12 protein-coding genes are annotated in these 12157 nt (G+C 72.5%); 11 read left to right on the top strand and 1 reads right to left on the bottom strand.

The features are described 5' to 3' along the window. Positions 1-3 precede the first annotated feature (3 nt). From J2X46_RS04100 to J2X46_RS04055, 10 genes are all read left to right on the top strand, one after another. A complete protein-coding gene (locus tag J2X46_RS04100; protein WP_310247214.1) occupies positions 4-552 on the top strand; it encodes a nucleotidyltransferase family protein in 549 nt (182 codons plus the stop codon). A 53-nt stretch (positions 553-605) separates the two neighbouring features. Next, a complete protein-coding gene (locus J2X46_RS04095) occupies positions 606-1472 on the top strand; it encodes a MoxR family ATPase (RefSeq protein WP_310247211.1) in 867 nt (288 codons plus the stop codon). Next, positions 1469-2587 (top strand): VWA domain-containing protein, encoded by a 1119-nt coding sequence (locus tag J2X46_RS04090; protein ID WP_310247210.1) that lies wholly within the window; start codon positions 1469-1471, stop codon positions 2585-2587. The genes J2X46_RS04095 and J2X46_RS04090 overlap by 4 nt, the downstream gene beginning before the upstream one ends. After that, positions 2580-3713: an XdhC family protein gene (locus J2X46_RS04085; RefSeq protein WP_310247208.1), complete on the top strand. Its 1134-nt coding sequence runs from the start codon at positions 2580-2582 to the stop codon at positions 3711-3713. The genes J2X46_RS04090 and J2X46_RS04085 overlap by 8 nt, the downstream gene beginning before the upstream one ends. Positions 3714-3766: 53 nt before the next feature. Continuing rightward, positions 3767-4690, top strand: coding sequence for a hypothetical protein (locus J2X46_RS04080; protein WP_310247205.1), 924 nt, complete (start codon positions 3767-3769; stop codon positions 4688-4690). Positions 4691-4777: 87 nt separating this feature from the next. Beyond that, positions 4778-6001, top strand: coding sequence for a transcriptional regulator (locus tag J2X46_RS04075; RefSeq protein ID WP_310247203.1), 1224 nt, complete (start codon positions 4778-4780; stop codon positions 5999-6001). A 121-nt stretch (positions 6002-6122) separates the two neighbouring features. Further along, on the top strand, positions 6123-6596 hold the full coding sequence (locus J2X46_RS04070) for a 2Fe-2S iron-sulfur cluster-binding protein (RefSeq protein ID WP_310247200.1): 474 nt from the start codon (positions 6123-6125) through the stop codon (positions 6594-6596). Then, positions 6593-9040 (top strand): xanthine dehydrogenase family protein molybdopterin-binding subunit, encoded by a 2448-nt coding sequence (locus J2X46_RS04065; RefSeq protein ID WP_310247198.1) that lies wholly within the window; start codon positions 6593-6595, stop codon positions 9038-9040. Before J2X46_RS04070 ends, J2X46_RS04065 begins: the two co-directional genes overlap by 4 nt. After that, a complete protein-coding gene (locus J2X46_RS04060) occupies positions 9037-9882 on the top strand; it encodes a xanthine dehydrogenase family protein subunit M (RefSeq protein ID WP_310247195.1) in 846 nt (281 codons plus the stop codon). The genes J2X46_RS04065 and J2X46_RS04060 overlap by 4 nt, the downstream gene beginning before the upstream one ends. Continuing rightward, a complete protein-coding gene (locus J2X46_RS04055) occupies positions 9883-10572 on the top strand; it encodes an SRPBCC family protein (RefSeq protein ID WP_310247192.1) in 690 nt (229 codons plus the stop codon). It begins immediately after the preceding gene. 131 nt (positions 10573-10703) lie between these two features. Here the strand turns inward: J2X46_RS04055 and J2X46_RS04050 are convergent, their stop codons facing one another. Beyond that, positions 10704-11315, bottom strand: coding sequence for an alpha-ketoglutarate-dependent dioxygenase AlkB (locus J2X46_RS04050; protein ID WP_310247189.1), 612 nt, complete (start codon positions 11313-11315; stop codon positions 10704-10706). Between the two features lie 119 nt (positions 11316-11434). On the opposite strand from J2X46_RS04050, the gene J2X46_RS04045 reads away from it, so the two are divergent. Then, a complete protein-coding gene (locus J2X46_RS04045) occupies positions 11435-12157 on the top strand; it encodes a GntR family transcriptional regulator (RefSeq protein WP_310247186.1) in 723 nt (240 codons plus the stop codon).

Below are 12157 nucleotides of genomic sequence, written 5' to 3'. Positions count from 1 at the left end.
CCCATGACGGTCGTCGGCCTCCTGCTCGCCGCCGGCGCGGGGGAGCGCTTCGGCGGCCCGAAGGCGCTGGCGCGCGACGACGACGGCACCTCCTGGCTGCTGCGCTCGGTCCAGGCGCTGCGGCCGTGCGCGGAGATCGTGGTCGTGCTGGGCGCCGAGGCCGACCGGGCGGCGGCGCTGCTGCCGATGTCGGTCTCTCGGATCCGGGCCGACGACTGGGCCGAGGGGATGGGCGCCTCGCTGCGCGCCGGGCTGCAGGCCCTCGGGCCGACCGGCCACGACGCGGCGCTCGTCTCGCTGGTCGACCTGCCCGACGTGGACGCCGCGGTGGTGGCCCGTCTCGTCGGCACGGCGACGGGCCCCGGCGACCTCGCCCGGGTGGCGTACGACGGCACGCCCGGGCACCCCGTGCTGATCGGTCGCGACCACTGGGAGGGCGTCGTCGCGACCGCCACCGGCGACCGGGGCGCGCGCGACTACCTCGCCGTCCACGAGGTCGCGCTGGTGGAGTGCGGCGACCTCGCCACAGGTGTTGACGTCGACACCCGCTGATCTTCGGAATTCCTGCCAACGTCCGGCCAACGTGCGGGTCGTAGCCTCTAGGCATGGACTCCGCCGCTGACGTGGCCGCCCGCCTGGGCGCGACCGGATACCTCGCCGACGAGGAGCTCGCCACGGTCGTCTTCCTGGCCGCGCGGATGCAGCGCCCGCTGCTGCTCGAGGGGGAGCCCGGCACCGGCAAGACCGCGCTCGCCGAGGCGCTCGCCCAGAGCCTGGAGCTGCCGCTCGTGCGCCTCCAGTGCTACGAGGGCATCGACGCCAGCCAAGCGCTCTACGACTGGGACTTCCCGCGCCAGATCCTGCACCTGCGGGCCCTCGAGGCGGCCGGCCAGGTCGACTCCGACGAGGCCGAGAAGAGCCTCTACGACGAGCGGTTCCTGCTGTCGCGCCCAGTGCTCGCCGCGCTGCGCCAGGCGCCGGCCGTGCTGCTGGTCGACGAGGTCGACCGCGCCGACGACGAGTTCGAGGCGTTCCTGCTGGAGGTCCTCTCGACGTGGCAGGTGACGATCCCGGAGTTCGGCACCGTGACGGCCCCCGAGCCGCCGCTCGTCGTGCTCACGTCCAACCGCACCCGTGAGCTGCACGACGCCCTCAAGCGGCGCTGCCTCTACCACTGGATCGACCACCCCGGCCTCGAGCGCGAGGTCGAGATCGTCCGCTCGCGCGCGCCGGAGGTCGGCGAGGCGCTGGCCCGCCAGGTGGTCGGGCTGGTCCAGCAGCTGCGCACCCGTGACGACCTGCTCAAGCCGCCCGGGGTCGCCGAGACGCTCGACTGGGCGCGCGCGTTGACCTACCTCGGTGCCGCCGAGCTCGACCTCGCCTCGGCCGCGGCGACGCTCGGTGCGCTGCTGAAGTACCGCGAGGACGCCGACCGGGTGAAGGCCGCGCTCGACCGGATGATGTCGCGATGAACGACCGCGCGCCCGACGAGGTGCTGCTCGGCTTCACCCGGGCGCTGCGGGCTGCCGGGGTGCCGGTCACCCAGGACCGCGCGCACGGCTTCCTGACCGCCGTCGCCGCCGTCGGGCTCGACGACAAGCAGGCCACCTACTGGGCAGGCCGCGCGACGCTGTGCGGCTCGCCCGACGACCTGGTCCGCTACGACCAGGTCTTCGCGGCGTGGTTCGACCCGCGCGACGGGCTGCCTCGGTCGCGGCCCCGCGAGGCCAGCCGGGCGGCCACCGCCCACCTGCTGCCCGACGCCGAGGGCGCCGGAGGCGACGGCGAGGCCGAGGAGGACGTGGTGCGGGCAGCCGCCTCGGCCGCCGAGGTGCTCCGCCACCGCGACGTCGCCACGCTCGACGCCGCGGAGAAGCGGCGCCTCGACGCGATGTTCGCCCGGCTGTCGCTGCGCCCGCCGAGCCGTCGTACGGCACGGCACCGGAGGTGGCACCGCGGCCAGCTCGACGCCTCACGCACGCTCCGCGCGTCCCTGCGCCAGATGGGCGAGCCGGCCGAGATCGCGTGGCGCCGTCGTGGCGTGCGGCCCCGCCGGGTCGTGCTGCTCGTCGACGTCAGCGGCTCGATGAGTGCCTACGCCGACGCTCTCCTGCGCCTGGCCCACCGCCTCACCCAGTGCGGGCGTGCCACCGGTGGCACCGTGGAGACCTTCACGGTCGGCACCCGGCTGACCCACGTGACCCGCGCGCTGCGCTCGCCCGACGCCGACCGCGCCATCGTGGCGGCCGGCGAGGTGGTGCCGGACTGGTCGGGCGGCACGCGGCTGGGGGAGACGCTGCGCGTGTTCCTCGACCGGTGGGGGCAGCGCGGGATGGCGCGCGGCGCCGTCGTGGTGGTCTTCAGCGACGGGTGGGAGCGTGGCGACGCCGACCTGCTGGGTGAGCAGATGGGCCGCCTGAAGCGGGTCGCGCACCGCGTCGTCTGGGTCAACCCGCACCGCGGCAAGGAGGGCTACGAGCCCCTCCAGGCCGGGGTGGTTGCGGCGCTTCCCCACTGCGACGACTTCCTCGCCGGCCACTCGCTGGCGACGTTCGCCGACCTGACGGAGGTGATCTCCCGTGCGTGACGTGCTGCCCGAGCTGATGAAGTGGTGGGAGGCGGGCGACACCGTCGGCGTCGGCACCGTCGTGGCGACCTTCCGCTCCGCCCCGCGCCCGCCCGGCGCCTCGATGCTGGTCGGCCCCGACGAGACCGCAGTCGGCTCGGTGTCGGGCGGCTGCGTCGAGGGCGCGGTCTACGAGCTGGCCACCTCGGTCGTGGCCTCCGGCGACCCCGTCCTGGAGAGGTACGGCGTCTCCGACGACGACGCCTTCGCCGTCGGCCTCACCTGCGGGGGGATCCTCGACGTCTTCGTCGAGCAGGTCTCCCGCGAGACCTTCCCGCAGCTGGGAGAGATCGCCGCCGACATCGACTCGGGGCGGCCGGTCGCGCTGGCGACGGTGATCGAGCACCCCGACCCCGCCTGGCTCGGCCGGCGGATGGTCGTGCGCCCGGACGCGGCTGCCGAGGGCAGCCTCGGCTCGCCTCGCGCCGACGCGGCCGTGCACGACGACGCGCTCGGCCTGCTGGCGGCCGGGTCCAACGCGACGCTGACCTACGGCCCCGACGGCGAGCGCCGCGGCGAGGGGATGCGGGTCTTCGTCTGGGGCTTCGCGCCCAAGCCGCGGATGCTGGTCTTCGGGGCGATCGACTTCGCCGCCGCGGTCGCCAAGGTCGGCTCCTTCCTCGGCTACCACGTCACGGTGTGCGACGCACGCCCCGTCTTCGCCACCAACTCCCGCTTCCCCGGCGCCGACGAGGTGGTCGTCGACTGGCCGCACCGCTACCTCCAGGCCGAGCTCGACGCCGGCCGCATCGATCGTCGTACGGTCCTCACGGTGCTGACCCACGACCCGAAGTTCGACGTGCCGCTGCTCGAGGTCGCGCTGCGCCTGCCCGACGACGTACGCCCGGGCTACATCGGCGCGATGGGCTCGCGGCGCACCCACGACGAGCGGATGGACCGGCTCGTCGAGGCCGGCCTGGCCAAGGAGGAGATCGCGCTGCTGTCGTCCCCGATCGGGCTCGACCTCGGTGCGCGGACGCCGGAGGAGACCGCGGTCTCCATCGCGGCCGAGATCGTCGCGCGGCAGTGGGGCGGGTCGGGGGAGCGGCTGGCCACCACCGAGGGACGCATCCACCACGACGACTGACGGGCGAGATCGAGAATTGTGCGCTCGTGAATTCCTGCCCTATGGTCTTCGGGATGTTTTTTCCCCCCGTAACCCCCCGTGCCCTTGTCCGCCCCCTCGTCTCCGTCGCAGCGACCCTGCTGCTGCTGACGGGCGTGACCTGGGCCGCCACCGCGGCACCTGAGCGCGAGGTGTCGCAGGTGCGCGGGGAGTCCCAGGTCCGGACCACGAACCGTGCCCCCGTCGCCCACTTCGGCGTGGCCACCCTCAACCTGCGCAAGGGGATGCGCGTCGCGGGCATGCGGCACGACATCGGGCAGGTCATCGGCGGCCGCGCCTCGGTGATCGGCTTCCAGGAGCGCCTCTTCAGCAAGCCGGCCCTGCGGGCGTCGCTGCCGAAGTCGTGGGCGCTGCTGATGCCGGACGGCCCGACCGGCACCGACGACAACCCGATCGCCTTCGACAAGAGCGTCTGGAAGCTCGAGAAGACCTGGTCCGCCCTGCTGACCGGCACGACGTGGCGGCGCTACACGGGCCAGGTCGCCCATGACCAGTACGGCGTCGTGGCCGTGCTCCGGCACCGCAAGACCGGTCACACCATCCGGGCCGTGAGCTTCCACCTGCCCAACCACCTGCACAACCGCCACTCGGGCGGGCCCAACTACGCCAACCGCGCCGGGGTCCAGGCGATGTGGCGGATGGCGGCCAGCATCCGCTCGCTCGAGGAGAACACCCCCGAGGAGCACCAGTTCGTCGCGATGTGCGACTGCAACGTCACCGAGAACCGCGACCTGGGCAACGACCTCGTCAAGGGACGGATCACCAAGCCGCTCCGGCTGGAGACCAACTACTCCGCCGACGACCGCCACCGCGGCTCGGGGATCGACTACGTGATGGGCGAGCGCGCGTCCGACTTCCGGATCCGCAACTTCCGCTTCTTCCGGCACATGGTCACCGACCACCCGGGCGTCGTCGCCACCTTCGCGCGCCGGCGCTGACCTCCCCGGGCGTGGCCCACTGGTCCGATTCCCTGTTGCGAGCGTCACACTCGGGCTAGTTTTGGCGGCGACCGACCAGGAGCCGTCATGACCACCGATGACCTGCACGCACGCCGTGTCAGTGCCGTGCGCGCCTGGACGCGGTTCGTCGCGGAGGGCGACGAGGAGGCGGACGCGGTCCGGCCGGAGATCCTGCGCAGCTGGCAGCTCTCCGGCGTCGTCTCGCCGGACGTCACCCACGCGCCGCTCGACGACGAGGGCGACACGGCCGACTTCTGGAAGGCCTCGCCGCTGCAGACCGCGGTGATGCGGGTGCAGGACGAGCTGCGTCGTACGGCCGAGGACGGCGACCTCGTCATCGCGGTCACCGACGAGCAGACCCGGATCCTGTGGACCTACGGCGGCCGGGTCATGCGCCGCAAGGCCGAGACGGTGAACTTCGTGCCGGGCGGGCGCTGGGACGAGCGCAGCGTCGGCACCAACGCCCTGGCCATCGCCGGGCGCACGGGGGCGCCGTCGATGGTCTTCAGCGCCGAGCACTACGCCGAGGTGGTGCACAACTGGGTGTGCTGGGCGGCGCCGGTCTACGACCCGGTGACCGGCCGCTCGCTCGGCGTCATCGACCTCTCGACGACCTGGGACCGCACCCACCCGATCGGGCTGGCGACCGCGCGCGTGATGGCCCGGCTGATCGAGGGCGCGCTGCCCGCCGATCGGCGCGGCGTCCTGGCCGGCAGCGAGGGGCCTGACGAGCCCGGCCTGACCCTGACCCTCCTCGGCACCGCCGAGGTCTGGCTCGACGGCCAGCGGCTGCTGCTCAACCGGCGCCAGACCGAGATCCTCGCGCTGCTCGCGCTCCACCCGGGCGGGCTGTCGGTCGAGCACCTCCACTCGCTGCTCTACGGCGACTCGGCGGTGACCACCTCGACGCTCAAGGCCGAGGTCTCCCACCTCCGCTCGGCGCTGGCGGGACAGTTGTCCTCGCGCCCCTACCGGCTCACGATGCCTGTCTCGACCGATGTCGAGGAGGTGCAGCGCCTCCTACGACGGGGCGACGTACGGGCTGCGGTGCGTGCGTACGGCGGCGACCTGCTGCCCGGCACCGAGTCGCCGGCCCTGGTGCAGATGGGCGACTACCTCGCGGTCAGCGTGCGCGAGGCGCTGCTCGCGCACCCCGATCCCGACGCGGTCCTGCGCTACAGCGACCTGGCGCCGTACGACACTGCAGTAGTCGAGGCGTGCCTGGCCGCGCTGCCCGTGCACCACCCCGTGGCCCCGCTCCTGAAGGGCCGGCTGGCCGCGGCCCGCTGAGCGCCGACCCACTTCCCCGAACCTGCGGTCTGGTCCTGTCCGGGCGACCAACCTGCCGCCAACCACCGCGACCTAGCGTCGGGCTCGAGAGTGACCCACCTCACACGCCCGGAGGCGCCCCATGACGAAGATCGAACTCACCGTCGACGGGGCTGCGGTCTCCGACGACGTCGAGCCGCGGATGCTGCTGGTGCAGTACCTCCGCGAGAAGCTCGGCAAGACCGGCACCGTGATCGGCTGCGACACCTCGAACTGCGGGGCGTGCACGGTGCACCTCGACGGCTCGAGCGTGAAGTCCTGCAACGTCCTCGCCGTGCAGGCCAACGGCCGCACGGTGACCACGATCGAGGGACTCGCCGACACCGCCGAGGGTGAGCTCCACCCGGTGCAGGAGGCCTTCCGGGAGTGCCACGGCCTCCAGTGCGGCTTCTGCACGCCGGGCATGATCATGCAGGCCGTCGACCTGTTGGGGGAGAACCCGAACCCCACCGAGGAGGAGGTCCGGCTCGGCATGGAGGGCAACCTCTGTCGGTGCACGGGCTACCACAACATCGTCCGCAGCGTGCTCCACGCGGCAGGAGGTGCCCAGTCGTGACCGCCACCCAGGAACGTCCCGCAGGCGAGATCGGCAAGGACCGCCGCCGCAAGGAGGACCAGCGCCTCATCACCGGCCGCACCCGCTGGACCGACAACATCACGCTGCCGGGGATGCTGCACCTGGCGATGGTGCGCAGCCCGTTCGCCCACGCCACCATCACGTCGATCGACGTGGAGGCCGCGAAGGCCTCGCCCAACGTCGTCGCGGTGCTGAGCGGCAAGGACTTCGGCGAGGAGCTCGGGGTCTGCATCAACGCGTGGCCGATCACTCCCGACCAGAAGACGCCCGGCCACTCGCCGATGCCCGCCGACCGGGTCGCCTTCGCCGGTGAGATCGTCGCCGTCGTGGTCGCCCGCAGCGCCGCCGAGGCTCGGGACGCGGCCGAGCTCGTCGACGTGGAGTACGACGAGCAGCCCGCGGTCGTCGGCATCAAGAAGGCTCTCGAGGACTCGGTGCTCGCCCACCCCGACCTCGGCACCAACAAGTCCGCGCTGTGGGTCTTCGACTCCGGCGACGCCGGCACCGGCGGCGACGTCGAGGCCGCGATCGAGGAGGCCCGCACCAACGGCATCGTCATCGAGCGGGAGTACCGCCAGCAGCGGCTGATCCCCGCCTTCATGGAGCCGCGCAGCGTCGTCGTCGACCCGACCGGTGAGCAGATCACCATGTGGTCGGCGACCCAGATCCCGCACATCCTGCGCTTCGCGCTGGCGGCCACCACAGGTGTGCCCGAGTCCAAGATCCGGGTCGTCGCCCCGGACGTCGGCGGTGGCTTCGGCGGCAAGCTCCAGACCACCCCCGAGGAGTGGATCGCCTGGGCCGTGGCCCGCCGGCTCTCCAAGCCGGTGAAGTACACCGAGACCCGCAGCGAGAGCCTGATGGCGGCCCACCACGGCCGCGACCAGGTCCAGACGCTGACGCTCGCGGCCGACAAGGACGGCAAGGTCACCGGCTTCAAGGTGCACCTGGACGCCGACCTCGGCGCCTACGTCGCGATCGTCGGAGGCGGCGTCCCGGTGCTCGGCGCGTTCATGTTCAACGCGATCTACAAGTTCCCGTCGTACCGCTTCGAGTGCCAGACCGTGCTGACCAACACCACGTTCACCGACGCCTACCGCGGCGCGGGCCGGCCGGAGGCGACCTACGGGGTCGAGCGGATGATGGACGAGCTGGCCGCCGAGGTCGGGGTCGACCCGCTGGAGATCCGCGAGCGCAACTGGATCACCCACGAGGAGTTCCCGTTCACCACGGTCGCCGGCCTGGAGTACGACTCCGGCAACTACGAGGCCGCGACGGCCAAGGCCAAGGCGTCGTTCGGCTACGACGAGCTGCGGGCCGAGCAGAAGGAGCGCCGCGACCGCGGAGACCGGGTGCAGCTCGGCATCGGCGTCTCGACGTTCACCGAGATGTGCGGCCTCGCGCCGAGCCGGGTGCTCGGCAGCCTCGACTACGGCGCCGGCGGCTGGGAGCACGCGACCGTCCGGATGACCCCGCTCGGCAAGGTCGAGGTCGTCACGGGCGCGAGTGCCCACGGCCAGGGCCACGAGACGGCGTTCAGCCAGATCGTCGCCGACCGCCTCGGCGTGCCCTTCGAGGACGTGGAGGTGCTGCACGGCGACACCCAGGTCGCGCCCAAGGGCCTCGACACCTACGGGTCACGGTCGCTGGTCGTGGGCGGCGAGGCTCTGGTGCGAGCCGTCGACAAGGTCATCGAGAAGGCGAAGGTGCTCGCGGCCCACCTGCTCGAGGCCAACGCCGACGACCTCGACTACGCCAACGGCACGTTCACCGTCCGCGGCACCGACCAGGGCAAGGCCATCCAGGAGCTCGCGACCGCGACCTTCGCCGGCCACGACTACCCGGAGGGCATGGAGCTCAGCCTCGACGCCGACGCGACCTACGACCCCGTGAACTTCAACTACCCCCACGGCACGCACCTGTGCGCGATGGAGGTCGACACCGAGACCGGCGCGGTGAAGATGCGGAAGTACACCTGCTGCGACGACATCGGCAACATCATCAACCCGCTGATCGTGGCCGGTCAGGTGCACGGCGGGCTGGTGCAGGGCATCGCGCAGGCGCTCTGGGAGGAGGCGGTCCACGACGAGGCCGGAACGCTCGTGAGCGGCTCGTTCGTCGACTACCTGCTGCCGACCGCCGCCGACACGATCTCCTTCGACGTGGTCCACACCGATGAGCCGAGCGTCTGCACCACCAACACGCTCGGCACCAAGGGCGTCGGCGAGGCGGGCACCATCGCCTCCACGCCGGCGGTCGTCAACGCGGTCGTCGACGCCGTACGACACCTCGGCGTGAGCGACATCCAGATGCCGTGCACCCCCGAGCGGGTCTGGCGCGCGATCCATGCCAACGACGGGGACGCACCCACGCCGGAAGCAGCGATGCCGCACTTCGACGAGTCAGAAGGAGCGGGCCAGTGATCCCGGTGAAGTTCGACTACCTCGCACCCACGTCGGTCGAGGAGGCGCTGGCCGCGCTCGGCGAGCACGGTGACGACGCGAAGATCCTGGCCGGCGGGCAGAGCCTGCTGCCGGTCCTGCGGATGCGGCTCAACGCCCCCGAGGTCGTCATCGACCTCGGCGGCATCTCCTCGCTGCGGGGCATCCGCGACGACGGGGACGCGATCGTGATCGGCGCGATGACCACCCACCACGACGTCCGCGACGACGCGCTGGTCCAGGAGCACGCGCTGCTGGTCTCCAAGGCCGCCGCCGAGGTGGCCGACTCGCAGATCCGGCACCGCGGCACCTTCGGCGGCGCGCTCGCGCACGCCGACCCGGCGGGCGACCTCGGCGCCCCGGCGCTCGCGCTCGGTGCGCAGTTCGTCATCGCCGGCGCAGGCGGGACGAGGACGGTCGACGCGGCGGACTTCTTCGTCGACCTCTTCGAGACCGCGATCGGCGACGACGAGATCCTCACCGAGGTGCGGATCCCCAAGCACACCGGCTGGGGCGCGCACTACGAGAAGTTCGTCCGGGTCGCCCACCAGTGGCCGATCGTCGCGGTGGCGGCGACGGTCAAGGGTTCGATCGACGAGGCGAAGGTGGGCCTGACCAACATGGGCTCCACGCCGCTGCGGGCCAGCGCCACCGAGGCCGCGCTCGCCGGCGCCACGGCCACCGAGGACGGCGTACGGGCTGCGGCCGACCTCGCGTCCGAGGGCACCAACCCGCCCTCGGACCTCAACGGTGCCGCCGACTACCGCCAGCACCTCGCGCGCGTGCTGACCGGCCGCGCGGTCCTGAAGGCGGCGGGCGCCTAGATGGAGCTGAGCCACCAGTTCACCGTCCCGATCGGCGTCGAGGAGACCTGGGCGCACTTCAACGACATCGCATCCGTCGCGGAGTGCTTCCCGGGAGCCCAGGTCACCGAGGCTGACGCCGAGTCGTTCTCGGGCTCGGTGAAGGTCAAGCTCGGCCCCATCGCCCTGCAGTACAACGGCTCCGGCACCTTCGTGGAGAAGGACCCCGAGGCGCACCGGTTCGTCGTCGACGCCAAGGGCAAGGACAAGCGGGGCAACGGTACGGCCGGGGCGAAGGTGACGGTGTCGATGACCGACGCCGGTGGCTCGACCGACGTGTCGGTGGAGACCGACCTCGCCATCACCGGCAAGCCGGCGCAGTTCGGCCGGGGCGTGATGCAGGACGTCTCCGACAAGCTGCTCGGCCAGTTCGTGACCTGTCTGGAGCTTCGGCTCGCGCCACCCGCGGAGCCGTCGGGCGGTGAGCCGGCAGCCGCGTCCCCCGCGCCAGAGGCCGCCGGCTCACCGCCATCCCCGGACGCGCGGACGGCGGCGGCGCCACCCTCGCCGCCGCCTCCGCCCCCACCTCCGCGGCAGGAGGCCCTCGACTTGGGCAGCGCGGTGCTGCCGGTCGTGCTGAAGTCCTACTGGAAGCACGCGGTGGCAGCCGTCTTCGGGCTCGCACTCCTCCGCCGCCTGCTCAAGCGGTAGCTGCGCGCGCCACCGCCGTACACGTGTCCGCGATGTCGCCCTCGCCACCGCAGTCGGAGGGCAACAACTCGGACACGTGTACGACCTGGGGTCGACGCGGGCCGCGAGCAGGGCCGCGCTGACCAGGGAGCTCAGAAGACGTTGGCCGGACGGAACTGCACCGAGAGCCGCGGCCCGGAGTGCGCCACCTTGGGCACCGCGTGCTCCCACGTGCGCTGGCACGAGCCGCCCATCACGACCAGGTCGCCGTGGCCCATCGTGACCGCGATCGACGCACCGCCGCCGCGGGGCCGGAGCAGCAGCCGGCGGGGGTCGCCGACGCTGACGATCGCCACCATCGTGTCCTGCGAGCGGCCGCGGCCGATGGTGTCGCCGTGCCAGGCGACGGAGTCGCGGCCGTCGCGGTAGTAGCAGCAGCCGGCCGTCACGAACGGCTCGCCGAGCTCGGGGAGGTAGTGGGCGCTGAGGTCGGCGCGGGCCCGGTCGAGCGCCGGGCTGGGGAGCGGGTCGTCGGCGAGGTAGGTGTGCACCAGGCGTGGCACGTCGACCACGGCGTCGTACATCTCGCGGCGCTCGGAGCGCCACGGGACCCGCTCGACGAGGGCGGAGAACACCTCGTCGGGGTCGGTCAACCAGCTGCGCTGGACGTCGATCCAGGCGCCGCGCGAGAGCGCGCGGCGCTCCGGCGCGAGCGTCGTCGCGGCCACGGCGGGGTCGGCGAAGAGGGACGTCTGGAAGTCCACGGGACCGATGATACGCCTGAGTTCGAACAATCGTTCGAAGATTAAGAATTCGTCAAGGGATGACCACAGGCTCCGTCAATTCAGTGACGCCGGTCCAGCCCAGTTCTAACCTGTGTGGCATGGAACCGGTGGACCTCGTCGTCCCGCGTCAGCGGGCGCTGAAGCACGTCCAGGTCCGCGAACACGTCCGCGGTCTCATCGAAGCCCAGCCGCCCGGCTCCGCCGCGCCGTCCGAGCGGGAGCTCGTCGCGCGTTTCGGCGTTGCCCGGATGACTGTACGTCAGGCGCTCGACGCCCTCGTCGCCGAGGGTCTCCTCGAGCGGATCCCCGGGCGCGGCACCTTCGTCGCCCAGCCGCCGAAGACGGCCGGGCGCCTCACCTCCTTCACCGAGGAGATCCGTCGCCGCGGCATGCTGCCCGAGTCGCAGACGCTGCTCGCGCGCGTCGAGCAGGCCGGCCCCGGTGTGGCGCGCGCCCTCGACATCTCGCCCGGTGACCCGGTCCTGCACTGGCGCCGCCTGCGCCGCGCCGACCAGGAGATCGTGTGCGTCGAGGACGCCTACCTCAACGAGGTGCTGCTGCCGGGCTTCCTCCAGCACGGCACCCCGACCAGCCTCTATGAAGCCCTCGGCTCCCGCGGGCTGCGCCCGACGGCCGTCGAGGACTCGATCTCGGCCGACCGCGCCAGCGCCGAGGAGGCCGCCATCCTCGAGATCGCCGAGGGCGACCCGGTCCTGCGCCACTCGCGTCGTGCGGTGTCCGACGGCCGCATCGTCGAGGTCTCGCGCACCTGCTACCGCCACGACCGCTTCACGGTCTACCTCCAGCTCGCCGACCGCTGA

It is taken from the genome of Nocardioides sp. BE266 (genome assembly GCF_031457855.1).
GTDB lineage: Bacteria > Actinomycetota > Actinomycetes > Propionibacteriales > Nocardioidaceae > Nocardioides.
Note: the sequence above shows the minus strand (reverse complement) of the source record. Positions and strands in the feature narration are given on the sequence as shown.

Coding starts and splice junctions, on each gene's coding strand:
- J2X46_RS04090 (WP_310247210.1), top strand. CDS start 1,469: ATGAACGACCGCGCGCCCGACGAGGTGCTGCTCGGCTTCACCCGGGCG.
- J2X46_RS04075 (WP_310247203.1), top strand. CDS start 4,778: ATGACCACCGATGACCTGCACGCACGCCGTGTCAGTGCCGTGCGCGCC.
- J2X46_RS04055 (WP_310247192.1), top strand. CDS start 9,883: ATGGAGCTGAGCCACCAGTTCACCGTCCCGATCGGCGTCGAGGAGACC.
- J2X46_RS04045 (WP_310247186.1), top strand. CDS start 11,435: ATGGAACCGGTGGACCTCGTCGTCCCGCGTCAGCGGGCGCTGAAGCAC.
- J2X46_RS04080 (WP_310247205.1), top strand. CDS start 3,767: ATGTTTTTTCCCCCCGTAACCCCCCGTGCCCTTGTCCGCCCCCTCGTC.
- J2X46_RS04100 (WP_310247214.1), top strand. CDS start 4: ATGACGGTCGTCGGCCTCCTGCTCGCCGCCGGCGCGGGGGAGCGCTTC.
- J2X46_RS04070 (WP_310247200.1), top strand. CDS start 6,123: ATGACGAAGATCGAACTCACCGTCGACGGGGCTGCGGTCTCCGACGAC.
- J2X46_RS04095 (WP_310247211.1), top strand. CDS start 606: ATGGACTCCGCCGCTGACGTGGCCGCCCGCCTGGGCGCGACCGGATAC.